The organism is Streptomyces sp. NPDC033180, from assembly GCF_055577645.1.
The window spans coordinates 164,037-187,252 of record NZ_JBVIPU010000013.1 but is presented as its reverse complement, the minus strand read 5'-3'; the positions used below and the strand labels follow the sequence as shown (position 1 = coordinate 187,252).

The window sequence follows — 23,216 nt, the reverse complement described above, 5'->3', positions numbered from 1 at the left end:
CCTGATGCAGGGGGCGGGCCCATCGGCGTACGCGGCGCAGACGGTCAGTTGAAGACCACACAGGAGGCGGCAGGAGCCTCGATCGAGCCCGCGCGCCGCGGAATACCCGTCTCCGGGTCCACGCCGAACCAGGTCACGTCGCCTGAGCGCTCATTGGCCGCGTACAGGAACCGCCCCGACGGGTCGATGGCCAGGTCACGCGGCCAGTGTCCGCCGCACGGCACGGTGGCGGTGAGCCGCGGCCGCACTCCCGCCTCATCGAGGGCGAGCACCGAGATGACGTCCTGACCGCGGGTCGCGGTCCACAGGAAGCGCCCGTCGGGGGCGATCACGACCCCGGAGGGGTGGGCCTCGCCGTCGCCGTCCGTGGGGCCCGGCAGGAGCGCCGCCTCGCCGAGCGGCTTGAGCACCCCGTCGGAGGCGTCCCAGGCGCAGATCGTGACGGTGGGGGCCAGCTCGTTCACGACGTACGCGCGGTCGCCGCGCGGGTGGAACACGAGATGCCGCGGCCCCGAACCGGGCCGCAGCGCGATCTCGCGCGCCAGGGTCGGCTCGCCCGCCGCCGAGAGCTCGCAGACGCGTACGGAATCGGTGCCGAGGTCGACGCTCACCACCCAGTGGCCGCTCGGATCGGGTAGGACCTGGTGGGCGTGCGGCCTCTGCTGGCGCTGTGGGTGGGGCCCGGCGCCGGTGTGCGCGAGGACGCCCGACGGTGCGGGCGCGAGGCTGCCGTCGGAGCGCACGGGCACGACGGAGACGCTGCCGGAGCCGTAGTTGGCGGTGAGGACGTGTCCCGCGTGCAGGGCGAGATGCGTGGGCGCCGCCCCGCCGACCGGGACCGGCGGTCCGGCCTGCTCGGGCTTGTCGCCTTCGAGGCGGTACGCGGCCACAGCCCCGTCGGACGTCTCGCTGACGGCGTAGAGCGTGTCGCCCGCGGCCGAGAGGGCGAGGTACGAGGGGTCGGCGACGGTGTCCGTGGCGCCGAGTACGGTCAGCGCGCCGCTGTCCGCGTCAACGGCGGCGGTGAGGATGCCGGCCCCGCCCGCCGCGGTGAAGGACCCGATGTACGCCCGTTGGCTGTCGCCGTGCCTGCCGACCACTGCGTTCCCCTCTCGACTCTCGACCGAGCGCCGTGTCCAGGGGGCACTCGTGCGGCAGACGCTAGCAGTCGGTCTAGACCAAGGCGCCGCGGCTTTCACCGCGCGTCCTCGCGAGGGCCTCCGGGTGGTGCACGTAGGCGGGGTGCCGCTCGACCATGTCGTACGTCCGGTGGAAGACGGGCGTCGCGCTGCCGGACAGCGGCGGCACGATCCAGGACCAGTCGGCGCCGACGGTGCGACCCTTGCTCTCCTCGCGGCCGAGGTGGGTCAAGAAGCGCCGGGACTCGGTGTGGTGGTCGGCCATGGTGACACCGGCCAGGTCGAAGGAGTGGAGCACCGCCCGGTTGAGCTCGACGAGGGCCCGGTCCTTCCAGAGCGAACGGTCGCTCGCCGTGTCGAGCCCGAGCCGTTCGGCGACGCGCGGCAGCAGGTCGTAGCGGTCGCTGTCGGCGAAGTTGCGGGCGCCGATCTCGGTGCCCATGTACCAGCCGTTGAAGGGCGCCGCGGGGTAGCAGACTCCGCCGATCTCCAGGCACATGCCGGCCAGTGCGGGGATGGCGTGCCACCGCAGGCCGAGCCCGGCCCACCAGGCGTACTCGGGGTGCTCGATCGGTACTTCGAGCACGGCGTCGGGCGGCAGCCGGAACCAGCGGGGTGCGCCGTCACTGCCTTGGACCACCAGGGGCAGGACGTCGAAGGGGGTGCCGGGGCCGCCCGGCCAGCCGAGGCCGCGCGCGAACGCGGTGATCCCGATGTTGCGCGGGTCCCCGACGACTCCACCATCGGGGCGCCGGTAACCGGCGTACCGGATGAGCTGCTCGTTCCAGATGCGGGGGCCGCGGCGGCCTGGCTCGTCGGGCGCGAAGACGGTGATGAGGGGCCTGATGCGCCGCCCGCCACTGACGGCCTCCCGCAGATGGTCGGCGCAGGCAGCGGCGATCTCATCGGCGCCGGTCAGCTGCCTGCGGTCCCGGACGCGCAGGGAGCGCCAGTAGAGGCGTCCGATACAGCGGGCGGCGTTGCGCCAGGCGAGCTGGGCACCGAACACGAGCTCGTCGTGGGTGTGGCGGTACGTCCCCGTCTCCGCGATCTCGGCGAACACCTGGGCGATCCGCGGTCCGGGGTCACCGCGGCGGGCCTCGCCGTGGTGGAGGCGGATGAACTCGGCGGCGACCCCGCGCTGCACAGTGCGCATGGTGCACCCCCAGGGGCGGCTGCGGGGCGCGAACCGCTCCCGCACGGTCCGCGCGTCTGTCAGCCACCGGATTACCCCTCCGACGGGCTGATCCACCCTGTATGTGCCCAGTGCACATGCCTCAGAGGCGGATGAACTGTCCACGGGGGAGGCAGGCGAACTGTCCTCGCAGTGAGGCCGCCGAGGTCAAGGGGAGGTTGCCGCGGCCGTGGGCCGCGCGGCGTCCTTGATGGCGGGCAGCGCGAGGGCGCCGGCCAGTTCGGCCAGTTCCTCGTCGGTGGGGCGGACGGGACCCTCGGCGCCGTCCTGCGCGAAGGCGCGGATGCGTGGAGTGCGGATTCCGGTCTTGTCCGCGATCGCCTGCGGCGTCAGATGACGGCGGCGCATGGTCTGTTGGAGTAGCTGAGACAGGTCGTCCATTGACCTCTCCTGCCCTGCCGGTGCGCTCTCATGCCGTACGCCTCGTGGCACGGCGTGTGCCGCACGGCGCTGCGGGCAGTGGCTAGCGGGGCAGGACCGCCCGGATGGTCTTGCCGTTGGGCCCCCTGGTCACGGTGACCGTCCTGGCCATGTGCTGGACCATGGGCCAGCCGAACCCGCCGGTGCCTCCGGCCAGGTCGGGCGCCCGCTCCTGCGGCGGTCGCGGGTCGGCGTCACCGACTGTCACCGCTACGGCGTCCGGCTGCGCCTGCAGGCGCAGGGAGCACGATGTGCCGCGGGCGTGCCGTACGGCGTTGGTGATGAGTTCGGACACCGTGAGTTCGACACTCACGGCGTCCTGGGCATCCACGGCCGGGCGGAGCCTGTCCACGAAGGCACGGGCGAAGTCCCGCGCGTGGGCGACAGCTTCCGGCCGCTTGTCGAAGACCGCACCGTCCGTCGGTCCCGTCTCCAGGTCCGAGGGTCCGGTGTCCAGTCGCGTCCCGTGCGTCCTCATGAGCCCTCCTCGTACGGGGTGGCCTCTGTCCGAATAGGGGATGGCCGCTGTCCGAATTGCTCACATGCCCGCGATGCCGCCCCTGTAACGCCCCGGCACATAACGGATCTTGTTGCAGAGTGACACGCATGAAGCGCCCACGTGCGGGTACCTGCGCTTCACCGGCCGGTCGGGGGACGACGGAGGGCCGGCGGACTGGGGAGGAGAACCATGACAGTGGCGACAGCGGCTACCGGCACATCCACGGACACTGGCATCACGGAACTGCCGGAGATCGTCTCTCCCCAGGAGGTCGGGCCGCGGGACGCCCGCGACCTGTCTCAGCTGTTCTTCTCCGGGCTCGCCACGCTGGAGGAGGGCACGCCCGAGTACCAGTACGCCCGCAACACCCTCATCGAGATGAACATGTCGCTGGTCCGGTACGCCGCCGGGCGCTTCCGCCACCGCGGCGACGACATGGAGGACATCGTCCAGGTCGGCACGATCGGCCTGATCAAGGCCATCGACCGGTTCGAACTCTCCCGCGAGGTCCAGTTCGCCACGTTCGCCGTGCCGTACATCGTCGGGGAGATCAAGCGGTTCTTCCGCGACACCTCCTGGGCCGTGCACGTTCCGCGCCGCCTCCAGGAGGCCCGCGTCGAACTCGCCAAGGCCACCGAGGAGCTCAGCACCCGCCTCGGCCGCGCCCCCAAGGTCGGCGAACTGGCCGAGCTGATGGATCTCTCCGAGGACGAGGTCATCGAGGCCCGTACGGCCGCCAACGGCTACAACTCCACCTCCCTCGACGCGGCCGTCCACGGCGACAGCGACGAGGGCGAGGCGGCCCTCGCCGACTTCATCGGCGCGGAGGACCCCGCCATGGAGCTCGTGGAGGACTTCCACGCCCTGTCACCGCTGCTCGCCCAACTCGACGAGCGCGACCGGCACATCCTGCGTCTGCGGTTCGTCGACGAACTCACCCAGTCACAGATCGGCGAACGCCTCGGCGTCTCCCAGATGCACGTCTCGCGTCTGCTCTCCCGCACCCTGTCCCGCCTGCGCGACGGCATGCTCACCACGCGCTGACGTCCGATCGAGAAGGCGACTCCCGCGATGGCCGACGACGCTTACCTCTTCCTTCTTCCGGAGCGGCACCCACGGCTGGGGTCGGCGCTGGCCGCCGCCGGCCCTCTGGAGTGCGCACAGACCCCGGCCGTCCACGGCTGGCTGCAGGCCCACGAGGTGTCGGCCTCGTCCGAACTGGTCCGGATTCTGCCCGCCGATGCGGAGGCGTTGATTCCCGATGAGGCCGAGCGCCTGCCCGTTCCGTTGAGCGAGGAGGAGGCGCTGCGGGTCCAGCAGGAGTGCGCACCCCAGTCCGTCACGGACATGGAGGGCGAACTCCTGGAGTTCCGGGACACGACCCAGGACTGGGAGGCGCTGGTGCACCGGGCGCTGGCCGCGGGCATCCCCGCGCCGCGCATCGCCCGCCTCACCGGCCTCGACCCGCAGGCCGTCGGCCGCCTGACCGTGTGACGCCGACCGTGTGACTAGCCGGCGGCGTCGTGTCGCTTCGTGAAGCGGTGCCACCAGTGCCTGCGGCGAGGGTGCACGGCGCGGCCCAGCCTGCGGCCGATCAGCAGGTAACCGAGCACGGCACCCGTGGTGTTGAGCAGCACGTCGTCGATGTCGAAGGCCCGCCCGGTGACAAGGAAGCCCTGCGCGAGCTCGACGAGGAGCATCACCAGTGCCGTGGCGGCTATGACCCGTATGAGCCCCCGGGCACGGGGCACGAGCACCGGCAGCAGCATGCCGAACGGCAGGCCGAGCACGATGTTGCCGCCGAGCTGCTTGACGGTGTCGCGGAACGCGGGCTGCGCCAGATAGTCCTGGATCGAGTCGCCGGGGCGCAGATTGCTGTGTGTCAGGGGCTCGGATGCTGCCGAGGGTTCCAGCGTCAGCCGGGCCAGGAGTACGGCGAAGACCACCGTCCCCGCGAAGGCCAGCAGCATGGCCGTCGCACGCGCCCATCCGGAGAGCGGGGGCGCACCAGGAGCACTCCTGTTCCCTGCTGCCTTCGTCGCCTTGCCCTGCGGAACTGTCCGTGCCATCACGAGCCTCCATTCAGGGAGTGTTCTGACTGCGTCTTCCCCGGCATGAGCGGTGGACCCGCTTCCGGTTGCGGCACGTCACGTGTGTCTCGCGGATCATGTGGGGTCCGTACGGCCGAAAAGACCGGCGTGCCCCGGCGGAAGCTGCGTGAGGATGCGGCGCAGCAGGGCGTCGTCGGCGACCTCCGCGACGGTGGCGAGGACCGCGGTGACGGCGCGGCGTGCCTGCCCCGCGTCGACGTCGACGCGTGCGCCGACCGCCGCGACGAAGGCCGCGGGTGTCAGGGGTTCGCTCGCCGGTGATCCCTCGGTGAGCAGCGGGCCGCACTGACGGGGCAGCAGACGGGCGAGATCGGTGCGGTCGTCCCCCACCAGATGCTCCCCCAGGACCTCGAGGACGCTCTGTACCGCTCCGGCGGCCTCCTGCCGCTCCACGTAGCCTCCGCGTTCCTGGACACGGTCAAGCAGCACTTCCACGGGCTCGTTCATGGCCGCTCCTTCCTTCGGGCTCGTCGTCGTGGTGGGCGCGGGACGGCTGCAGGACGGTGTCGGCCACGTCGAGCAGCGAGAGACCGTCCCGGGCGCTCACCTCCTGAAGCCACGCCAACCCCTCGGCGACGGCGCACTCCTGACGAGCGGCGACGTAGTCGGCCGCCTGGTGGATGCGCTCCCAGCGCGCCGCGCGCGTGCTGGTGGCCCACACCGGGCGCCGGCAGCCGGTGCCCGCGTCGTGCACGGGCCGCCAGCGCAGCAGGGCGTCGAGCGCCAGGGCGGCGGCGCGCTGGGCGTGGGTGATGTGGATAGAGGTCACGTCGGTGCGCTCGGTGTAGTAGAGGCACAGCACACCCACCGGTGTCTGCCAGTCGTGCAGCGGGAGCGCCAGTACGCGCCGGGTGTCCGGCAGTTCCTCGGCCAGGGGCGGTCCTGTGCGGCACGGGTAGTCCCGCAGGTCCGGCACGAACACGGGCTGCATCCCCAGTGCGGCGCTGACGGAAGGGCCGTCGGCGCGGGTGAACTGCACCGCCTCGGCCTGCAGGGCCGGTTCGTCGGTGGCGTGCAGCAGTTGCCAGTCCTCGAGCCGGGGCAGCCAGGACAGGGCCGCCCGCTGCGCGCCGAGGGAGTGTGTGAACGCGGCGCAGAGCCGGTTGGGCAGCGCGTGTCGCCCGACAGCTGCCGCGACCGACACGTCATGCACGATCGACGGTGATTCCTCCGGCATGGTGATCATCCCTCTCAGTCGCGCGCCTCGATGAGCGGGAGTTCGTCTACCACGCGATGAGCCACCTCATGTGTCATCGGCCGGAGTCATCGATCGGCGCGACCGAACGGCATGGTCCGTCCGGCGTCGCACACCGAGGGGAACGAGCCTGCTCAGGCGCCGATCAAGGGCGTACGCGTCGGACTGCGCAGCGGCTCGGCCAGTTCGACCAGCGCCTTCTCCAGGCCGTGCAGATGGGCAAGCACGGGCTCGACGGTGGAGGGGTGCGGCAGGGTGACGGCGTCGGCGGCCGGGCCCCGTGCGGCCTCTGGCGCGGTGAGCGCCTCCACGGCGGCCTCCACGCGCCAGCAGGCGGCGGCGAGCCGGTCGTCGTGCGATGCCTCGGGGTCCGCGGCGATCGAGGCGAGCCCGCGCACCTCGCGGGCGCAGGCGTCGAGCAGCGTGAGCACCTGGCGGGCGCGTTCCTTGCGGGCCCGCAGCGGACTGAAGGGGTGCACCAGCGGAGCGAGCGAGAACCGCACCCTCGCGAGGAGCTGCTCCAGCTCGGCGACGCGCGGCGCGGGGTCGGCGCTCCCGGATCCGGCGAGCCGGGCCGCGGCCTCCGCCGTGCAGGCGTGCACGCACCGCAGGGCGCGCTCGATCCAGGCGTGCGTCGTGGCGTGTGTGGTGACGGGCAGGACGAGGAGCACGGCGAGGACGGCACCGAGCGCTCCCACGCCGGTCTCCGCGACCCGCAGGGCGAGCAGTCCCGGGTCTAGGACCCCGAGCAGCCCGTAGAGCACCCCGGCCATCACGGTGACCGCGAGCATCATCCAGGTGTAGGAGACGGCGGCGGTGTAGAAGATCCCGAAGATGCTGACGGCGACGATGATCGCCGAAGGCACCGGCGCACCGTTCAGCGGGAGCGCGAGGACGAAGCCCGCACCGATCCCGATGACCGTGCCGAGCACGCGCCTGAAGCTCCGCACCAGCGTCTCCCCGCTCGACGCGGTGTTCACGAACACCCACCAGGTGGCGCCCACGGCCCAGTACCAGCGCTCGTGGGAGAGGATCTGTCCCGCGGCGAGCGCGAAGGCGCCGCCGAGCATCGCCTGAATCGCCTGCCGGGTGGTCGTCCTGGCCAGGCCCCTGCCTCCCGGCACGGCGGGCACGGCTACGGGCGGCAGGCGGCGCTCGTAGCACCAGAGCGCGAACCGTACGCCCGACGAGGCGCACAGCGACAGCAGGATGGCGGCGAACAGCTCGGGCAGCTGCCCGGGGCCGGTGTGCAGGAACTGGGTCGCGAAGAACATCATGAACGCGAACACACCGAGCGAGTGCCCGCGCGGCCCCCACCGCCGCGCGTACACGCCCGCGCCCATCACGCCGAGGAAGGCGACATCGCGCGCCACGGGCACGTCGTGCAGCATCGCGGCGAGAGCGAGCACGGGAAACCCGACGACGGGCAGCAGAGCCGTGGTGAGGGCCTGCCCCCGTACCGTCGAGTCGCTGACGGTGAACAGGGCGAGCAGCGCCGCGAGCCCGCCGGTGATCGCCGCGACGAGCGAGTGCCCGGCCAGCCCGCACACGGTCACCGCGAGCGCGATGCCGATGACGGCCCGCGCGGCGAACCGCAATCGCGCCCGCCCCGGATCCGGCGCCACGAACACCCTCTTCAGCACGGCTACCCCGCCCCTTCCGCGTCCGGCTCGACCTGCCCACATGAAAAAGGCGCCGCGGGGATCCGCAGCGCCATCGACAGACCCATCACACCATCCAGAGCCCCGCTGGCTCAACAGGCACCCATTTCACTGATCCATTGGCCCACTCCCCCACTCTCAAGCCGTACCACAGGAGGGCCAACGGATCATTCATGGCCTAAGTCACGCGGACCTGGGTACGCGCCGAGCACCCCGTCGTAGGCTGACGGTTCTCACGTCTTAGGAGTCGGCATGCCCGGAGTCATCAACCGCATCAAGCAGTTCGTCCGGAGCCCTCAAGGACAGCGCACGATCCAGCAGGTCCGCCGGGCTTCGGCCGACCCCAGGAAGCGGGCCCAGGCCAGGCGGATGCTGGGCAAGTTCCGCGGGCGCCGCTGAGTCGTCGGCCGCTCGGGGGCCGCTGGGGGCTAGCGCGCCGTCGGCGGCCACTGGGGGCGCTGGTCGGCCGGGAGGACGTGCAGGGCCTGGCCGACCGTGCGGTGGACGGGGAGCAGTTCCGTGCTCCCGGTGAGCACCAGCATCTCCGACAGCCTGCGCCCCGCCCCCGCGAGCAGCAGCAGTCCCTCGCGGCGGGCGAGCAGCCAGCGCACGGCGAGCAGGCAGTTGAGTCCGCGCGAGTCGCAGAACATCAGCGCCGTCACGTCCAGGACCAGATGCCGGTGCCCGGCCTCGACGGAAGCGCCGAGGGTACGCAGAAAGTACTCCTCGCATGACTGGTCGAGCTCGCCGCTGACCCGCAGCACCGCGGAGTCGGAGCAACTCGCGAGCTCGGTGATGGTCAGGCGATGGGTCTCAGTGGACATCGCACCCCCATGAGCCATCGTACCGAGATCAACCCAGTGACCTCTCCCGAAACAGCTCCGAGCGGCTCGCGCCCTGCTCGCGCTACCTCTTGTCGAGGAGCTTCACCCGCAGCCGGCCGAGAGTCCGGGTGAGGATGCGCGAGACGTGCATCTGGGAGATGCCCAGCTCAGCACCGATCTCGCTCTGCGTCATATCGGCGGCGAAGCGCATCGCGAGGATCCTGCGTTCGCGTTCCGGCAGCGCGGCGATGAGCGGCTTCAGGCTGTGCAGATCCTCGACCTTGTCCAGCTCCGGATCGCGGTAGCCCACGTGGTCGGCCAGCGTGTCATCGGAGTCGACACCGTCGGCCGGATAGTCCAGGGAGGCTGTGGTGTAGCCGTTGGCCGCGGTGAGGCCTTCGCTGATCTCGGCCTCGTCCAGGTCAAGGTGCTCGGCCAGTTCGGCCGTGGTCGGGGCGTGCCCGTTGGCCTGTTCGAGGTCGGTGGTGGCCTTCACCAGGTCGAGGCGGAGCTCCTGCAGTCGGCGAGGAACGCGCACGGCCCAGGTGGTGTCGCGGAAGAAGCGCTTGATCTCGCCCATGATCGTCGGCAACGCGAAGGTGGTGAACTCCACGCCCCGCTGGAGGTCGAAGCGGTTGATCGCCTTGATCAGACCGATCGTGCCCACCTGGACGACGTCCTCGTACGACTCGTCGCGCGGGCGCATCCGATGCGCCGCGTAGCGCACGAGGTTGAGGTTCAGCTCCACCAGCGAGTTGCGTACGTAGGAGTGTTCGGGCGTTCCTTCCTCCACCGCGTCGAGGCGGGCGAAGAGCGCGTTGGACAGGGCCCGGAGGTCGGCCGTGCGCCGACTGCCCGTGTGCGGGCCGGTGTGCGGCGGACGGAGCTCCGTGGCTGTGGGCACGGCTGTGGCGGATTCGGGGCCGGTGGTATGTCGCTCGGCGTACGACATCGTGGGTGCTGGGCCGTTGGACATCGAGGCCACCGTCGTCACTCCCGAAACAGATGGCACCCTCCGGGCGAGAGCGCGCTGTGCACGGGCTCTTACCCACCATCCCCCGTTACATTCCCGTGACTTGACTCTCCGTATAGGAAGCGCCTACCGGGGAACTCGGAGCAACCGCGGGGTGACACGGGAGGTGGACGGCTGTGATCTGGTGGATGTGGCTGACCGCGGTGCTGGTCGCACTGCTCCTGCTGGCCGGTGCGGTCCTGGGGACTCAGGCCCGGCGCCGCGGCGGCGGCGCGATCGTGGTCCGGCGGGGTCGCCGCGTGGGACGCGGGAGGAATCGATGATCACACTGATGCTCGCGGCCGAGCTGACCAAGCGGCCCGTGGTCACGCTCGGCGGGGAAGCGGTGGCCCAGGTCAAGGACACCGTCTTCGATGCCTCGGGCGGCCAGATCACCGGTTTCACCCTGGCGGGCCGCGGCCTGCTGTCCGGCCCGCTCAAGCAGAGCCTGCCCTGGTCCGGCGTCCACGCGCTGGGACCGGACGCCGTGATGATCCCTGCCGAGGAGGTTCTTCAGGCAAGGGACGCGGTGGTGGACAAGGGCGAGGCCGGCACCGGCCAGGTGCGCGGCGCCCGCGTACTGAGCGACGCGGGGCTCGAGTTGGGCACCGTACTGGACGCGGTGATCGAAGGCGGCACCAGTGGCCGGGTGGTCGGCTTCGAGGTCGCGACCACCGAAGCGATGGGCCGCCACGAACGCAGGGCGTTCCTGCCGGCGCACGGCCAACTGGCCATGACCGGGGACACGTTGGTGATACCGGCCCAGCTCGCCGGGCAGGCGGTGGACGATCTCGACGCGCTGGCCGCGGCATGGGAACGGACCCGGACCGCGGGTGAGACGGGCCTCCGGAAAGGGGACGACCGATGATGCTGCTCAGCCAGGTCCTTGGGCATCCGGTCATCAGCGCCGAGGACGCGCGCCCCGCCGGGCAGGTGGCCGGAATCGGCATCGATCCGCTCACCCGAAGGATCACGGAGCTGTACCTGCGGGACGCCAAGAACGGCGGCGACAGCGTCCCCTGGTCGCAGGTGCGCGGGATGGGGCCGGACGCCGTGATCATCGACACCGGCGCCGCCGCCGCGAGCGAGGCGGGCCGCGGCGGCTCGCACTCCCGTGCGCACAAGAGGCTGCTGGGCAAGCGGGTCCTCACCGAGTTCGGCGAGGACATCGGGACACTCACCGAAGTCACCTTCGACCCGGACACCGGCAGCGTCGGCGATCTGCACATCGGAAGCGAGCGGGTACCCGGCAGCCGCCTGGTCGGGCTCGGCTCCTATGCACTGATCATCGGCACGAACCAATATGTGTTCCGGCCGTGAGAGAAATCAGTGCCAGGCGCTCTGAGAGTTTCTTGTGCGACGCCCGGAACGGACTTTTTTACCACACAGAGCCGACCACACCGTGCTACTGTCGATCTCAGTTGCAGTTGTGGTTCCCAAAAACTTCAAGTGCCCTCACTGCCTTTTTCGGCCGGTGGGAGCACTTTTGTATTTCCGGTCATTTCCGGCGGGGCAATCATCGCGGCGACGCGGAGTTCGCACAGTGCGGCTCCGGGCACTGCCCCGAAGGAGATAAGACATGGCTATTGGCACCGTGAAGTGGTTCAACTCGGAAAAGGGCTTCGGCTTCATCGAGCAGGACGGCGGCGGCCCCGACGTCTTCGCCCACTACTCGAACATCGCCGCCCAGGGCTTCCGTGAGCTCCAGGAAGGCCAGAAGGTGAACTTCGACATCGCCCAGGGCCAGAAGGGCCCGACGGCCGAGAACATCGTTCCCGCCTGACGCTCACGCGTACTTCGTAGCTGGGGCCCGCACCTTGGGGTGCGGGCCCCAGCTCGTGCATTTCCCGCACCACCGGGTCACGAATTTCCTGCGCGAATGTTCTTCAGTATCGCGCTCGCCGTGCCCTGTCCGGAACGTCACTCGTTCCCGCGCATCCGCCCCCGCAGAACACTGCCGTCGGCCGGATTCGCTTCACGCATTTCATCCGGCCCGTTCTCGCGATTCTCCGCGCTGCGCTCTCGCTGCGGAAATTCCTTGGTACGTGCCGCATCGAGGAAGGTTCCGCATGAACCGCGCACGCACGAACGACCGCTCTTCCCGCTCCCGCTCCGGCGGTTACGGCTCCGGGTCCCCCTCCGGCCGCTCCGGCGGCCCGAGCCGTTCGGGTGGCTACGGCCGCCGACCGTCCGCGCCCCAGGGCGAGTTCGCCCTGCCGGTCACGATCACCCCCGCGCTCCCGGCCGTCGAGACGTTCGCCGAGCTGGCGATGCCGGCGCCCCTGCTCGCCGCGCTCGGCCGCGAAGGCATGAGCGTGCCGTTCCCGATCCAGGGAGCGACGCTGCCCAACTCCCTCGCGGGCCGTGACGTACTCGGCCGTGGCCGCACCGGCTCGGGCAAGACCCTCGCCTTCGGACTCGCGCTGCTCGCCCGTACCGAGGGTCAGCGCGCCGAGCCGCGCCAGCCGCTCGCCCTGGTCCTCGTACCCACCCGCGAGCTGGCCCAGCAGGTCACCGACGCGCTCACGCCGTACGCCCGCGCCCTGCGGCTGAAGCTCGCCACGGTGGTGGGCGGCATGTCGATCGGCAAGCAGGCCGGTGCGCTGCGCGCCGGTGCGGAGGTCGTCGTCGCCACGCCCGGACGCCTCAAGGACCTCATCGACCGCGGCGACTGCCGGCTGAACCAGGTCGGCATCACCGTCCTGGACGAGGCCGACCAGATGGCCGACATGGGCTTCATGCCCCAGGTCACCGCGCTGCTCGACCAGGTGCGCCCCGAAGGCCAGCGGATGCTGTTCTCGGCCACCCTGGACCGCAACGTCGACCTGCTGGTCCGCCGCTACCTCAATGATCCGGTGGTCCACTCCGTCGACCCCTCGCAGGGCGCCGTCACCACGATGGAGCACCACGTGCTGCACGTGCACGGCGCGGACAAGCACCAGACGACCACCGAGATCGCGGCCCGCGAAGGCCGGGTGCTGATGTTCCTGGACACCAAGCACGCCGTCGACCGGCTGACCGAGCACCTCCTGAACAGCGGTGTGCGCGCCGCGGCCCTGCACGGCGGCAAGTCCCAGCCGCAGCGCACCCGGACCCTGTCGCACTTCAAGACCGGCCATGTGACGGTGCTCGTGGCGACCAATGTCGCCGCACGCGGGATCCACGTCGACAACCTCGACCTGGTCGTGAACGTCGACCCGCCCACAGACCACAAGGACTACCTCCACCGCGGCGGCCGCACGGCCCGTGCGGGAGAGTCCGGCAGTGTCGTCACCCTGGTCACACCCAACCAGCGCCGCGACATGAGCCGCCTGATGGCCGCTGCGGGCATCACCCCGCAGACCGCCCAGGTGCGCTCCGGTGACGAGGAGTTGAGCCGTATCACCGGCGCCCAGGCTCCTTCGGGCGTCCCGGTCACCATCACCATGCCGGCGGCGGAGCGCCCCCGGCGCGGCAGTGCGTCCTCGGCCCGGGGCCGCCGCAGCCGCAGCGCCCAGGACCGGCGCACCGACCGCGCTCCGCGCCGGCCCGCTCAGGGGCCGTCCGCCTCGGCGGCCTGAGGCCTTCGCGACCGTCACTTCCCCCACCCCCGCAGGAGGCACCTTTGACACCGGTTCAGACACCGGGCGGACCACAGGTCCGTGACGACATGACCGTGGAGCTGGCCCTTTCGGTCATGGCCGGCGCGGACGCCGGCCATCTGTTCCTGTGCGACGAGGACGACCAGTGCACGGGCCTGATCACCCGGGCCCGGCTCATCGCGGTCCGCGAAGGCCCCGCCTACACGGACCAGGTCCGCCTACGAGACGTTCTCGCCCTCTCGCGTTGAGCGCCTCGCCCCTGTCAGCCGTCCCATCTCCTCACCTGTGAGGCTTCATGCGCTGCGTCATCGCCCGTTTCCCGTTCGACCTCACCAAGAGCGGGGTGCTGGACACGATGAAGGGCGTCAAGCCCGAGCCCATCACGGGCGACTCCGTCATCATCGGCCGCCGCCACTACCCCATCAAGCAGGTGGGCGCGGTGATCACCCGGCAGGACCGTCGTGACTTCAGCGCCGGGGAAGTCACCCGCGCCATGACGCTGCTCGGCTTCACCTGCCGCACGCCTTCCGAGGACCCCGCCCCGCGCGTCCTCACCCCGCTCCAGACGGCGTCGGCCATGCTCGGCGCCGCCACTCCCGTGTAGCGGGAGACGCGGGACACGACACCAGTACAGCGAAGAGGGCCCTGCCGGCGCGCGCCGGCAGGGCCCTCTTCGCGTTGCCCATCGCACGCACCTACGCGACAGCCCACAAAATCTATGCTCGCCGGAGTAGACATTGCGCGATCGCATGATTAGGGTTTCTCTCGTAGCTGTAACCCAGAGGGAGAACGGAGGGAGCAGACGCCATCAGGATCGCCCGGCCCGAGATCGATGTCGGCCCGGGTACCGCAAGACCCCGGAACGGAAGGTGGTCCTCGGTCACGCATCAGCGATCCCCGCGTTCCCGCCCGCAGGCAGGGCCGGACAGCGGAAACAAGAGGTCGGCGCAGCATTAGGGCCGACAGATGGTGTTGAATTTCCTTCGGGGCCTTGGTGTCGTACGGCACCAAGGCCCCTCGACGCGTTGGCATAACGAGGTGACATGACAGCAGATACCCCACTCAGTGGTCGTCTGGATGACGACGACTACCCCGCCTACACCATGGGGCGGGCCGCCGAGATGCTCGGCACCACTCCCGGCTTCCTGCGGGCCATCGGTGAAGCGCGACTGATCACACCGCTCCGCTCGGAAGGCGGACACCGGCGGTACTCCCGCTACCAACTGCGGATCGCCGCCCGCGCTCGCGAACTGGTGGACCAGGGGACCCCGGTCGAGGCGGCATGCCGCATCGTCATCCTCGAGGACCAGCTCGAGGAGGCTCAGCGCATCAACGCCGAGCACCGCCGCACCGCGGCAGAGTCGAGCGAGAGCCCGAGCTGAGCCCGCTCCTCTCGGCAGGGGCCACTACTCCCTTCTCGCCAGGAGCCACTCCCCCGGCAGGCCAGGTTCACGCGACCGGAGGCCACACCCCCGGGGTGAGAACCCCCAGCGCGTACGCCCGCGCCACCAGCTCCGTCCGGTTCGCCGCGCCCCAGCGCTCGGTCAGGCGGCGCAGATGGTAGGTGACGCCGTCCGTGGTGAGGCCCGTTCCGCGGGCCGCCTGGGCCGTGGTGGCGCCGCCGGCAAGGAGTGCCAGGATGCGGGCCTCGGCGGCAGTGGCGGCTTCGGCGGGGGCCGGAGCGGGGGCGGAGGCTCGCTCCTCGCCCAGGACGCGGAGGAGCACGAGGAGGCCAGGGGTCTCGTCGACGGTGTCGCTCACCGGCTCCGCCGTCAGCTCACCGTGGCGCCGCACCCCGTCCGCCGCTTCCCAGTGCACCGCGACCGGGTAGCGCGAGCGGCGCCGCAGTCGCAGCGCCTCGGCGATCCGCAGGACCTGCGCCTTCTCCTCGGGGCGGAACAGCTCCAGTACGTTGCGGTCGCGCAGGGTTCCGGAGGTCTCGCCCCACTGCGCCGCCATCGCCGGGTTGGCGAGGATGATCGCCCCGCTCGCGTCACAGACCGCGACCGGCATCGGGATGCGGTTGAAGAGGAGCATGGCGCGGTTGCGCCACAGCACGGAGTCCGCGGAGTCCACAGGGCGGCTCCTTCCGGGGCAGTCAAGAGCGGAACGTCGTTCTCCACTACACAATCATGTAGTGCGACGGCGCGGACCCGCGGGGAGCGGCGATCAAGCTGGTGAGCAGTGACTTCCGTACGGCGAAAGGCAGTTGTCACGCCATGCCCCCCACCACCACCGCACCGCTCCCCCAGGACGCCGGCTCCGGCCTCGACGGCGTACCGCTGATCGACATCTCCGCCACCGGGCCAGGGCCCGCCCCTCTGCAGCAGGTCATGGACATGGTCCGCCGCCACGGTCCCGTGGTGCGGCGGCGGCTGCACGGTCGTGACGCGCTGTTCGTGAGCGATCTCGATCTTGTGACCGAGCTCGCCGACGAGACCCGGTTCGCCAAGCACGTCGGTCCCGCGCTGGAGAACGTGCGGGAGTTCACGGCCGACGGGCTGTTCACCGCGTACAACGAGGAGCCCAACTGGGCTCGCGCGCACGACATCCTCATGCCCGCCTTCGCGCTGGGTTCGATGCGTACGTACCACCCGATGATGCTGCGAGTCGCCCGCCGGCTCATCGAGTCGTGGGACCGGGGCGCGCGGGACGGGTGCCCCGTGGACGTTCCGGGCGACATGACCCGGATGACCCTGGACACGATCGGGCTCGCCGGGTTCGGCTACGACTTCGGGTCGTTCGAGCGGGCCGAGCCGCATCCCTTCATCGACTCCATGGTCCGCTGCCTGGAGTGGAGCATGAGGCGGCTGAGCCGTACGCCCGGCAGTGACCACTCGGCGGCGGACGCGGCCTTCCGGGCGGACGCCGACTATCTGGCGCAGGTGGTCGACGAGGTCATCTCCGCGCGGTCGGGCGACGCGCCGGGCGCGGAACCCGCCGACGACCTGCTCGGCCTCATGCTCAGCGCCGCGCACCCGGGCGACGGCACGAAGCTGGACACGGCCAACATCCGCAACCAGGTCATCACCTTCCTGATCGCGGGGCACGAGACGACGTCCGGCGCGATGTCGTTCGCGCTGTACTACCTGGCCAAGCACCCCACCGTCCTTGACCTCGCGCGGCGCGAGGTCGACGCCCTGTGGGGCGACGCGGCCGATCCTGAACCGTCCTTCGACGACGTCGGGCGGCTCACGTACACCCGGCAGGTGCTCAACGAGGCGCTGCGCCTGTGGCCGACGGCCGCCGCGTTCGGCAGGCACGCACGCGAGGACACGCTCCTCGGCGGTCGCATCCCGCTGCGCGCGGGGCAGGGCGTCACCGTCCTGACGCCGATGCTGCACCGGCAGCCGGTGTGGGGCGACAACCCGGAGCTCTTCGACCCGGCGCGCTTCACCGCGGAGGCGGAGGCGGCGCGCTCCCCGCACGCGTTCAAGCCGTTCGGCACCGGTGAACGGGCCTGCATCGGGCGGCAGTTCGCGCTGCACGAGGCGACCATGCTCCTCGGGATGCTGGTGCACCGCTACCGCCTTCACGACCGCGCCGACTACCGGCTCACCGTCAAGGAGACGCTCACCCTCAAGCCCGACGGGTTCACGCTCACGCTGACGCCGCGCACAGCCGCCGACCGGGTGCACGGCGGGCTGCCGGGTGCCGCGGCCGACCGGGCCGTGGCGGAGCCCGACGCCACCGCCCTGCCCTCGCGTGTCGTGCCCGGCACCCGCGCGCTCTTCCTGCACGGCAGCAACTACGGCACGTGCAGGGACTTCGCGGCCCAACTCGCCGACGAGGCCGCGTCGGTGGGCTGCGCGACGGAGGTCGCACCGCTGGACGAGTACGCCGGCGCGCTGCCCACCGACCGCCCGGTCGTCATCACCGCCGCCTCCTACAACGGCCGGCCCACCGACGACGCCACGGCATTCGCCTGCTGGCTGGACGGCGCCCCGGCGGCCGTCGCCGAGAACGTCACGTACGCGGTCCTCGGCGTGGGCGACCGCAACTGGGCCGCCACGTACCAGCACGTCCCCACGCGCTTCGACGAGCGGCTCGCGGAGCTGGGCGGCACCCGGCTCCTGGCGCGTGTGGCGGCCGACGCTTCGGGCGATCTCGGGGGCTCTGTACGGGAGTTCACGGCACAGTTGCGTACGGCGCTTCTTGAGCGGTACGGCGATCCCGATGCGCTGGAGGGACCCGACGACGCCGCTCCCTCGGACGCCTACGAGGTTCGCGAGGTGACCGGCGGTCCGCTGGACGCGCTCGCCGCGCGGCACGGTCTTGTCCCGATGGCGGTCACCGAGGCCCACGATCTCACCGCGCCCGGCCATCCCCGTACGAAGCGCTTCGTACGGCTCGCCCTGCCCGACGGGACGACCTACCGGACCGGCGACCATCTCACGGTACTGCCGGTCAATGACCCCGCGCTCGTCGACCGGGCCGCCGCCGCGCTCGGCGTGGACCTGGACGCGGTTCTCGACATCCGCGCGAGCCGCCCGCGCCGCGACGGCCTCGCCGTGGACCGGCCCCTGACGGTACGCCAACTGCTGGCTCACCACGTCGAGTTGCAGGGGCGTCCTACGGCGGGTCAGCTGGCCGAACTGGCCTCGGCCAACCCCTGCCCGCCGGAACGGGCCGCCCTCTCCGCTCTGGTCGACGACGCCGAGGCCCGCGCGGCCGACGGGCGCACGCTGCTCGAACTGGTCGAGGCCTGCCCGGCTCTGCGCGGGGCGCTGGAGTGGCCGCGACTGCTCGACATGCTCACGCCCCTGCGCCCCCGCCACTACTCGGTGTCCTCGTCACCGGCGGTCCATCCCGCTCACGCCGACCTGATGGTGTCCCTCCTGGAGGCGCCGGCCCGCTCGGGCAACGGGCGGCTGTACCGCGGCACGGGCTCCGGCCATCTCAACCGGGTGCGGCCGGGCGACACGGTCCTGGCCCGAATCCAGCCGTGCCGCGAGGACTTCCGCATCGACCACTCGGGCACCGCGCCCGTCATCATGGTCGCCGCGGGCACGGGCCTCGCACCGTTCCGCGGCACCATCGCGGACCGCGCGGCCCTGAACTCCCAGGGAGCGGAACTACCGCCCGCCCTCTGCTACTTCGGCTGCGACGCTCCGGACGCGGACTTCCTGCACGCCGAGGAACTGCACGCCGCGGAGGCCGCCGGGGCGGTATCGCTGCGCCCCGCCTTCAGCGCGTCCCCCGTCGACGGGGCGGCCTTCGTCCAGCACCGCATCGCGGCGGAGGCCGACGAGGTGTGGGACCTGCTCACCGCCGGGGCCCGGGTATACGTGTGCGGCGACGGCTCACGCATGGCCCCGGGCGTACGTGACGCATTGCGCACACTCCACCGGGACCGCACTCCAGGGGCAACGGCCACCGACTCCGAACAGTGGCTGAACGAGCTGATCGCCAAGGGCCGTTACGTGGAGGACGTGTACGCGGCGGGCTGAGGGACCCAGCGCTCACGCCGGGCCGGGCGGGCGGGGCCCGGCGTGCGGGGCCGGGACGTCAGGTCCGGCGAGTGAGTCGATGCCGAACAGCTCTCCCAGGGCGCGCACCGTTTCGTCGCTGTGTACGTGGTGCAGGGCCCGGATGCCGAGCCGCGCCGCGCCGCGCAGGTTGTGCTCCAGGTCGTCGATCATGACGCAGGCGGACGGTTCGACGCCCAGGCGCTCGCAGGCCGTCCGGTAGATGCGGCGGCCCGGCTTGCGGGAGCCGATCTCACTGGAGATCACGACGGTGTCCGCGAGCGCGTGCAGGTCGTATCCCTGGTAGCAGTCGTCGCCGAGCGCGTTCGACACGATCGCCACCGGGACGCCCTGGGCCCGCAGCACGCTCAACGCCGCGAGCATCGTCTCGTCCGGCCGCATCCCCGCCCCGATCGCGGCGACGAGGCCCGAGGGCTCCACCTCCACGCCCTTCTCACGCAGCCGCCCCGCGATGCCCCGCTCGAAGTCGGCCTCGCTCATGCGACCGCACTCGTGCTCCACCAGGAGCGCCGACGACTCCTCGTCCTCCCGGAACAGCCGCTCGATCAGCATCGGATCGTCGGCTACCCGCGTGGAGTAGGCACGGAACGAGTCGAGCACGCTGGTGGTCAGCACACCGCCGAAGTCGGTGAGCACCGCACGCGGTGGCCCCTCCGGCCGTGCCTCAAGCAGTTCGTCCACTTCTGCCTCCTCAAGTCCCGCCCTTGTCGGCGTAGTCGAATCGTCGGTCGAGGATCTCAAGGACCCGCTCACCCCAGCGCAGGTTCGACTCCTCCAGGGACCTGCCCGCCATCAGCGTGAGGTAGGGGCCGACGCGCTCGGCCTCGCGCAGGTACGTCTCCTCGTCCCGGCCGCCGAGGAGGTGGACGCGCAGCCGTTCGTACCGGGCGAGCTTGCCGCGCGACCACGCCATGCGCTCCTCGATCAGCGCGCGGGTGGCCGCCGGGTCGCCGCCGTCCATGGCCTGCACCTTGACCATGAGCTCGTCCCGGATGGCAATGGGCCGGGGCGGCTCGGCGGCGAAGGCGTGCAGGTCCCGCCGCCCCGCTTCGGAGAGCGTGAACATGCGCTTGTTCGGCCTGCGTTCCTGCTGCACCACGCGTGCGTCGATCAGGCCATCGGCGGCCAGTCGCTCCAGCTCGCGGTAGAGCTGCTGGGGGGTGGCGGACCAGAAGTTCGACACGGACACGTCGAAGATCTTCGCCAGGTCGTAGCCGGACGACTCGCCCTCCAGGAGCGCCGCGAGCACCGCGTACTTGAGAGACATCTGGACACCGTACACCGATGTGATTACTCTCCTTCGCACCTACTCAACAAATTGACTACTACCGATGACCGAGGTGTGCACATGCAGGCTTTCCGCAAGGCCGTCGAGGCCAACGATCACGCGGCCATTGAGGCGCTCCTGGCCGAGGACGTCGTCTTCTCCAGCCCGGTCGTCTTCCGTCCCTACCCGGGCAAGGCGACGACCGTCGCGATCCTGCGCGGCGTCACGCGGGTCTTCGAGGACTTCCGGTACGTACGCGAGATCAACGACGCCGGAGGTCGCGACTCCGCGCTCGTCTTCGAGGCACGGGTCGGCGACCGGCAGATCACCGGCTGCGACTTCCTCCACGTCAACGAGGAGGGGCTGATCGACGAGTTCATGGTGATGGTCCGCCCGCTGTCGGCCGCGCAGGCGCTCGCGGCGGCCATGGGCGCCCAGTGGGACCGGATCACGCAGGAGGCCGCCGGCGCCTAGCGTCTCGGGGCTACCAGGCGCGGGCCGACTGAACGAGGTGGTCGTGCACCAGGGCCACGTGGGGGTTGTCCGCCGACCCCGGGCGCCGTACCAGGAAGCCGGTGTTGATCGGGGCGTCCTCCGGGTCGTGGAGGAGGGCCAGGGTGCCGGCGGCCAGGGCGTCGCGGCAGAGATAGCGGGGCAGCACGGAGAAGCCCGCGCCCGCGGTGACCGCCGAGAGGACGCCGCGCAGGTCCGGGACCGTCACCGAGGCCTCGCAGGTCAGCCGCTTGCCGAAGACATGTCGCCAGTAGCGGCGGGCGATCGGCAGGTCCTCCGCGTACGTCACCAGGGGGACGCCGAGCAGCACCCCGGGGCCGTCCGCGGCGATCCGCTCCGTGCCGCCGATGCGTTCGGCCCACGAGGGCGTCGCGACCAGGACGAACTCCTCGTCCGCCAGCGGCACGGAACTCAGGGAGCGCCCGCGGGGGCGGGCCGTCGCGATCACCAGGTCGTGCCGTCCCGCCCGCAGCCCGTCCAGGAGCCGGTCGGTCAGGCCCGTCGTCACGCGCAGCCTGACCCCCTGCTCGACCAGCGGGGCGAGCGCGGGCAGCGCGCAGTGGCAGAGCATCTCCGCGGGGCCCGCCAGCTGGACGGGCTGCGCGGGGGCGCCGTCGAGGGGGCCGCCGTGGCCGGTGACCGCGGCGAGGGCGTCGAGGGGGTCCACGACACGGGCGGCGAGCGCGTCCGCGTACGGCGCGGGGGCCACACCGCGCGGCAGCCGCTCGAACAGCTCCCGGTCGACCTGCCGCTCCAGGGCCCGGATCTGCGTGGTGACGGTGGGCTGCGAGAGGCCGAGGAGACGGGCCGCGGCGGTGAAGGAACCCGACCGGTACACGGCCAGGAACGTACGCAGCAGGTTCAGGTCGAGCGTCCCCGGGGCTATTCCCGCCGAACCATCGGAATTCCTATCTCCCATATGGGTCAGCCTATTGGATTTCGTTGGGTACACCCACCTACCTTCGAGGACAGCACCGCCTGACGCTCTGAGCACAGAACGTCAGAGATTCCAGCCTCGGAGAGACACCATGTCCAAGATCCTGTTCGTCGTGACCGGCGCCGACCACTGGACGCTGGCTGACGGAACCCAGCACCCGACCGGCTTCTGGGCCGAGGAGGCCGTCGCGCCGTACGAGGCGTTCAAGGCCGCCGGACACGAGATCGTCGTCGCGACACCGGGCGGCGTCGTACCGACCGTCGACCAGGCGAGCCTCGCGCCCGAGTTCAACGGCGGCGAGGAAGGCGCCGAGAAGGTCGCCACGACCCTCGCGGAAATCGCCGAGTTCCTGTCTCCGGTCAAGCTGGAGGAGGTCGACCTCGCGGAGTACGCGGCGGTCTTCGTCCCCGGCGGCCACGGACCCATGGAGGACCTCGCCGTCAACGCGGAGTCCGGCAGGCTGCTCGGCGCCGCGCTGGAGATCGGCATGCCCCTCGGCGTCGTCTGCCACGGCCCGGCCGCCCTGCTCGCCGCCACCAAGGAGGACGGCTCCAACACGTTCGCGGGGTACGAGCTGACCGGCTTCACCAATGTCGAGGAGACGCAGTCCGGCTTCGCGGAGAAGGCCGAGTGGCTGCTCCAGGACCGGCTCGTCGCGGCGGGCGCCGACTTCCAGGAGGGCGAGGCGTGGGCCCCCAAGGTGGTCGTCGACCGCAACCTGATCACCGGTCAGAACCCCGCCTCAGCGGCTCCGTTGGCGGACGAGCTGCTCAAGAAGCTGGCCTGACCCTCATGGGCAGCGACCGGCTCGAAGAGGTCCTCGACGCCACCTACGACTCCCTCACGCGGTACGGCGTACGGCGCACCACGATGGACGACATCGCCTCCACGATGGGCGTGTCCCGGTCAGCGGTCTACCAGTACGTCCGCAACAAGGACGACGCCTTCCGCAAGCTCGCCGAGCGCCTGCACGCCGAGGCGCTCGCGCGGGCCCGGGAGGCGGCGGCCGATGACACCTCCATCGCCGAGCGCGTCCGGGGCGTCCTCGCCGCCAAGCTCGACCTGGTCCTGCGTCTGGCCGGGGACTCACCGCACTCCGCCGAACTCCTCGACGCGAAGGCCCGCGTCTTCGGCGACATCTGCCACGGCTTCACCGGCTCGCTGCGGCGCCTGCTCATCGACCTCTTCACCGAAGCGGGGACCCCGGCCGCGGTGGAGCCCGCCGAGGCCGCCGACATCTGCATCGCCCTGGTCACAGGCCTGGAGTCCGTGGCCGACGGCCGCGGGCTCTTCGGCCCCGCCACGGACGCGCTCCTGACCGGGTTGCTGGGATCGCCGGTCACCACGACGACGACCCGCTGACCGCCCCTTGC

Annotated in this window: 28 protein-coding genes; 14 read left to right on the top strand and 14 right to left on the bottom strand. The window is 71.3% G+C overall.

Annotated elements, in window-relative coordinates; genetic code table 11:
• Positions 1-44: 44 nt before the first annotated feature.
• The 4 genes from ACZ5WE_RS29615 to ACZ5WE_RS29600 form a co-directional block, all read right to left on the bottom strand.
• Positions 45-1,100, bottom strand: coding sequence for a lactonase family protein (locus ACZ5WE_RS29615; protein WP_467693486.1), 1,056 nt, complete (start codon positions 1,098-1,100; stop codon positions 45-47).
• 73 nt (positions 1,101-1,173) lie between these two features.
• Entirely contained in the window at positions 1,174-2,295 is a 1,122-nt protein-coding gene (locus ACZ5WE_RS29610; RefSeq protein ID WP_467693484.1) for a nitric oxide synthase oxygenase, read from the bottom strand.
• 186 nt (positions 2,296-2,481) lie between these two features.
• Complete coding sequence (locus ACZ5WE_RS29605) at positions 2,482-2,715, bottom strand: XRE family transcriptional regulator (protein WP_467693482.1); 234 nt, start codon at positions 2,713-2,715, stop codon at positions 2,482-2,484.
• Between the two features lie 82 nt (positions 2,716-2,797).
• A complete protein-coding gene (locus ACZ5WE_RS29600) occupies positions 2,798-3,232 on the bottom strand; it encodes an ATP-binding protein (protein ID WP_467693481.1) in 435 nt (144 codons plus the stop codon).
• Positions 3,233-3,442: 210 nt separating this feature from the next.
• Between ACZ5WE_RS29600 and ACZ5WE_RS29595 the strand changes: the two genes are divergently transcribed.
• Together ACZ5WE_RS29595 and ACZ5WE_RS29590 are read left to right on the top strand one after the other, a co-directional pair.
• The gene (locus ACZ5WE_RS29595) at positions 3,443-4,297 is read left to right on the top strand and encodes an RNA polymerase sigma factor SigF (RefSeq protein WP_467693479.1); all 855 of its coding nucleotides are present in this window, start codon (positions 3,443-3,445) and stop codon (positions 4,295-4,297) included.
• A 27-nt stretch (positions 4,298-4,324) separates the two neighbouring features.
• Positions 4,325-4,747: a DUF6003 family protein gene (locus ACZ5WE_RS29590; protein ID WP_467693477.1), complete on the top strand. Its 423-nt coding sequence runs from the start codon at positions 4,325-4,327 to the stop codon at positions 4,745-4,747.
• Between the two features lie 14 nt (positions 4,748-4,761).
• Here the strand turns inward: ACZ5WE_RS29590 and ACZ5WE_RS29585 are convergent, their stop codons facing one another.
• The 4 genes from ACZ5WE_RS29585 to ACZ5WE_RS29570 form a co-directional block, all read right to left on the bottom strand.
• Complete coding sequence (locus ACZ5WE_RS29585) at positions 4,762-5,322, bottom strand: VanZ family protein (protein WP_467693475.1); 561 nt, start codon at positions 5,320-5,322, stop codon at positions 4,762-4,764.
• A gap of 96 nt (positions 5,323-5,418) precedes the next feature.
• Positions 5,419-5,811, bottom strand: a complete 393-nt coding sequence (locus ACZ5WE_RS29580) for a DUF2267 domain-containing protein (RefSeq protein ID WP_467693473.1) — start codon at positions 5,809-5,811, stop codon at positions 5,419-5,421.
• On the bottom strand, positions 5,783-6,541 hold the full coding sequence (locus tag ACZ5WE_RS29575; protein ID WP_467693472.1) for a GAF domain-containing protein: 759 nt from the start codon (positions 6,539-6,541) through the stop codon (positions 5,783-5,785). The genes ACZ5WE_RS29580 and ACZ5WE_RS29575 overlap by 29 nt, the downstream gene beginning before the upstream one ends.
• Before the next feature lie 152 nt (positions 6,542-6,693).
• A complete protein-coding gene (locus ACZ5WE_RS29570; protein ID WP_467693471.1) occupies positions 6,694-8,202 on the bottom strand; it encodes an FUSC family protein in 1,509 nt (502 codons plus the stop codon).
• Positions 8,203-8,472: 270 nt separating this feature from the next.
• Between ACZ5WE_RS29570 and ACZ5WE_RS29565 the strand changes: the two genes are divergently transcribed.
• Positions 8,473-8,619 (top strand): hypothetical protein, encoded by a 147-nt coding sequence (locus ACZ5WE_RS29565; RefSeq protein ID WP_467693469.1) that lies wholly within the window; start codon positions 8,473-8,475, stop codon positions 8,617-8,619.
• Between the two features lie 29 nt (positions 8,620-8,648).
• Here the strand turns inward: ACZ5WE_RS29565 and ACZ5WE_RS29560 are convergent, their stop codons facing one another.
• A complete protein-coding gene (locus ACZ5WE_RS29560) occupies positions 8,649-9,044 on the bottom strand; it encodes an STAS domain-containing protein (protein WP_467693468.1) in 396 nt (131 codons plus the stop codon).
• An 82-nt stretch (positions 9,045-9,126) separates the two neighbouring features.
• On the bottom strand, positions 9,127-10,020 hold the full coding sequence (locus tag ACZ5WE_RS29555; protein WP_467693467.1) for an RNA polymerase sigma factor SigF: 894 nt from the start codon (positions 10,018-10,020) through the stop codon (positions 9,127-9,129).
• Positions 10,021-10,336: 316 nt separating this feature from the next.
• Here ACZ5WE_RS29555 and ACZ5WE_RS29550 point away from each other — a divergent pair, with 316 nt between their 5' ends.
• From ACZ5WE_RS29550 to ACZ5WE_RS29520, 7 genes are all read left to right on the top strand, one after another.
• Entirely contained in the window at positions 10,337-10,924 is a 588-nt protein-coding gene (locus ACZ5WE_RS29550) for a PRC-barrel domain-containing protein (protein WP_467693465.1), read from the top strand.
• The gene (locus tag ACZ5WE_RS29545; RefSeq protein WP_467693463.1) at positions 10,921-11,376 is read left to right on the top strand and encodes a PRC-barrel domain-containing protein; all 456 of its coding nucleotides are present in this window, start codon (positions 10,921-10,923) and stop codon (positions 11,374-11,376) included. The genes ACZ5WE_RS29550 and ACZ5WE_RS29545 overlap by 4 nt, the downstream gene beginning before the upstream one ends.
• 259 nt (positions 11,377-11,635) lie before the next feature.
• Entirely contained in the window at positions 11,636-11,839 is a 204-nt protein-coding gene (locus tag ACZ5WE_RS29540; protein WP_361840963.1) for a cold-shock protein, read from the top strand.
• 286 nt (positions 11,840-12,125) lie between these two features.
• Complete coding sequence (locus ACZ5WE_RS29535) at positions 12,126-13,616, top strand: DEAD/DEAH box helicase (RefSeq protein ID WP_467693461.1); 1,491 nt, start codon at positions 12,126-12,128, stop codon at positions 13,614-13,616.
• A 44-nt stretch (positions 13,617-13,660) separates the two neighbouring features.
• Positions 13,661-13,885 carry a CBS domain-containing protein gene (locus ACZ5WE_RS29530; protein ID WP_467693459.1) on the top strand — a complete coding sequence of 75 codons (225 nt, stop codon included), beginning with the start codon at positions 13,661-13,663 and terminating at the stop codon, positions 13,883-13,885.
• A 47-nt stretch (positions 13,886-13,932) separates the two neighbouring features.
• Positions 13,933-14,241 (top strand): SCO5918 family protein, encoded by a 309-nt coding sequence (locus ACZ5WE_RS29525; protein ID WP_467693458.1) that lies wholly within the window; start codon positions 13,933-13,935, stop codon positions 14,239-14,241.
• A gap of 439 nt (positions 14,242-14,680) precedes the next feature.
• Positions 14,681-15,019 (top strand): helix-turn-helix domain-containing protein, encoded by a 339-nt coding sequence (locus tag ACZ5WE_RS29520; protein WP_467693456.1) that lies wholly within the window; start codon positions 14,681-14,683, stop codon positions 15,017-15,019.
• A 67-nt stretch (positions 15,020-15,086) separates the two neighbouring features.
• Here ACZ5WE_RS29520 and ACZ5WE_RS29515 read toward each other — a convergent pair whose 3' ends face one another.
• Complete coding sequence (locus ACZ5WE_RS29515) at positions 15,087-15,674, bottom strand: PAS domain-containing protein (protein WP_467693622.1); 588 nt, start codon at positions 15,672-15,674, stop codon at positions 15,087-15,089.
• A gap of 182 nt (positions 15,675-15,856) precedes the next feature.
• Between ACZ5WE_RS29515 and ACZ5WE_RS29510 the strand changes: the two genes are divergently transcribed.
• Positions 15,857-19,087 (top strand): bifunctional cytochrome P450/NADPH--P450 reductase, encoded by a 3,231-nt coding sequence (locus ACZ5WE_RS29510; RefSeq protein WP_467693455.1) that lies wholly within the window; start codon positions 15,857-15,859, stop codon positions 19,085-19,087.
• Positions 19,088-19,099: 12 nt separating this feature from the next.
• Here ACZ5WE_RS29510 and ACZ5WE_RS29505 read toward each other — a convergent pair whose 3' ends face one another.
• Entirely contained in the window at positions 19,100-19,807 is a 708-nt protein-coding gene (locus ACZ5WE_RS29505) for an HAD family hydrolase (protein ID WP_467693454.1), read from the bottom strand.
• 10 nt (positions 19,808-19,817) lie between these two features.
• Positions 19,818-20,393 (bottom strand): PadR family transcriptional regulator, encoded by a 576-nt coding sequence (locus tag ACZ5WE_RS29500; RefSeq protein WP_467693452.1) that lies wholly within the window; start codon positions 20,391-20,393, stop codon positions 19,818-19,820.
• An 81-nt stretch (positions 20,394-20,474) separates the two neighbouring features.
• Here ACZ5WE_RS29500 and ACZ5WE_RS29495 point away from each other — a divergent pair, with 81 nt between their 5' ends.
• Positions 20,475-20,867 (top strand): nuclear transport factor 2 family protein, encoded by a 393-nt coding sequence (locus ACZ5WE_RS29495; RefSeq protein ID WP_467693451.1) that lies wholly within the window; start codon positions 20,475-20,477, stop codon positions 20,865-20,867.
• A 10-nt stretch (positions 20,868-20,877) separates the two neighbouring features.
• On the opposite strand, the gene ACZ5WE_RS29490 is transcribed toward ACZ5WE_RS29495, so the two are convergent.
• Positions 20,878-21,825, bottom strand: coding sequence for a LysR family transcriptional regulator (locus tag ACZ5WE_RS29490; protein ID WP_467693449.1), 948 nt, complete (start codon positions 21,823-21,825; stop codon positions 20,878-20,880).
• A 109-nt stretch (positions 21,826-21,934) separates the two neighbouring features.
• Between ACZ5WE_RS29490 and ACZ5WE_RS29485 the strand changes: the two genes are divergently transcribed.
• Positions 21,935-22,630 (top strand): type 1 glutamine amidotransferase domain-containing protein, encoded by a 696-nt coding sequence (locus ACZ5WE_RS29485; protein ID WP_467693447.1) that lies wholly within the window; start codon positions 21,935-21,937, stop codon positions 22,628-22,630.
• Positions 22,631-22,635: 5 nt separating this feature from the next.
• Positions 22,636-23,205, top strand: a complete 570-nt coding sequence (locus tag ACZ5WE_RS29480; RefSeq protein ID WP_467693446.1) for a TetR/AcrR family transcriptional regulator — start codon at positions 22,636-22,638, stop codon at positions 23,203-23,205.
• Positions 23,206-23,216: the final 11 nt, after the last annotated feature.

Excerpts from the sequence above, each read along its gene's own strand:
- ACZ5WE_RS29610 (WP_467693484.1), bottom strand. The coding sequence starts at position 2,295 with ATGCGCACTGTGCAGCGCGGGGTCGCCGCCGAGTTCATCCGCCTCCAC.
- ACZ5WE_RS29605 (WP_467693482.1), bottom strand. The coding sequence starts at position 2,715 with ATGGACGACCTGTCTCAGCTACTCCAACAGACCATGCGCCGCCGTCAT.
- ACZ5WE_RS29600 (WP_467693481.1), bottom strand. The coding sequence starts at position 3,232 with ATGAGGACGCACGGGACGCGACTGGACACCGGACCCTCGGACCTGGAG.
- ACZ5WE_RS29595 (WP_467693479.1), top strand. The coding sequence starts at position 3,443 with ATGACAGTGGCGACAGCGGCTACCGGCACATCCACGGACACTGGCATC.
- ACZ5WE_RS29590 (WP_467693477.1), top strand. The coding sequence starts at position 4,325 with ATGGCCGACGACGCTTACCTCTTCCTTCTTCCGGAGCGGCACCCACGG.
- ACZ5WE_RS29585 (WP_467693475.1), bottom strand. The coding sequence starts at position 5,322 with ATGGCACGGACAGTTCCGCAGGGCAAGGCGACGAAGGCAGCAGGGAAC.
- ACZ5WE_RS29580 (WP_467693473.1), bottom strand. The coding sequence starts at position 5,811 with ATGAACGAGCCCGTGGAAGTGCTGCTTGACCGTGTCCAGGAACGCGGA.
- ACZ5WE_RS29575 (WP_467693472.1), bottom strand. The coding sequence starts at position 6,541 with ATGCCGGAGGAATCACCGTCGATCGTGCATGACGTGTCGGTCGCGGCA.
- ACZ5WE_RS29565 (WP_467693469.1), top strand. The coding sequence starts at position 8,473 with ATGCCCGGAGTCATCAACCGCATCAAGCAGTTCGTCCGGAGCCCTCAA.
- ACZ5WE_RS29560 (WP_467693468.1), bottom strand. The coding sequence starts at position 9,044 with ATGTCCACTGAGACCCATCGCCTGACCATCACCGAGCTCGCGAGTTGC.
- ACZ5WE_RS29555 (WP_467693467.1), bottom strand. The coding sequence starts at position 10,020 with ATGTCCAACGGCCCAGCACCCACGATGTCGTACGCCGAGCGACATACC.
- ACZ5WE_RS29550 (WP_467693465.1), top strand. The coding sequence starts at position 10,337 with ATGATCACACTGATGCTCGCGGCCGAGCTGACCAAGCGGCCCGTGGTC.
- ACZ5WE_RS29545 (WP_467693463.1), top strand. The coding sequence starts at position 10,921 with ATGATGCTGCTCAGCCAGGTCCTTGGGCATCCGGTCATCAGCGCCGAG.
- ACZ5WE_RS29540 (WP_361840963.1), top strand. The coding sequence starts at position 11,636 with ATGGCTATTGGCACCGTGAAGTGGTTCAACTCGGAAAAGGGCTTCGGC.
- ACZ5WE_RS29535 (WP_467693461.1), top strand. The coding sequence starts at position 12,126 with ATGAACCGCGCACGCACGAACGACCGCTCTTCCCGCTCCCGCTCCGGC.
- ACZ5WE_RS29525 (WP_467693458.1), top strand. The coding sequence starts at position 13,933 with ATGCGCTGCGTCATCGCCCGTTTCCCGTTCGACCTCACCAAGAGCGGG.
- ACZ5WE_RS29520 (WP_467693456.1), top strand. The coding sequence starts at position 14,681 with ATGACAGCAGATACCCCACTCAGTGGTCGTCTGGATGACGACGACTAC.
- ACZ5WE_RS29515 (WP_467693622.1), bottom strand. The coding sequence starts at position 15,674 with ATGCTCCTCTTCAACCGCATCCCGATGCCGGTCGCGGTCTGTGACGCG.
- ACZ5WE_RS29510 (WP_467693455.1), top strand. The coding sequence starts at position 15,857 with ATGCCCCCCACCACCACCGCACCGCTCCCCCAGGACGCCGGCTCCGGC.
- ACZ5WE_RS29500 (WP_467693452.1), bottom strand. The coding sequence starts at position 20,393 with ATGTCTCTCAAGTACGCGGTGCTCGCGGCGCTCCTGGAGGGCGAGTCG.
- ACZ5WE_RS29495 (WP_467693451.1), top strand. The coding sequence starts at position 20,475 with ATGCAGGCTTTCCGCAAGGCCGTCGAGGCCAACGATCACGCGGCCATT.
- ACZ5WE_RS29490 (WP_467693449.1), bottom strand. The coding sequence starts at position 21,825 with ATGGGAGATAGGAATTCCGATGGTTCGGCGGGAATAGCCCCGGGGACG.
- ACZ5WE_RS29485 (WP_467693447.1), top strand. The coding sequence starts at position 21,935 with ATGTCCAAGATCCTGTTCGTCGTGACCGGCGCCGACCACTGGACGCTG.
- ACZ5WE_RS29480 (WP_467693446.1), top strand. The coding sequence starts at position 22,636 with ATGGGCAGCGACCGGCTCGAAGAGGTCCTCGACGCCACCTACGACTCC.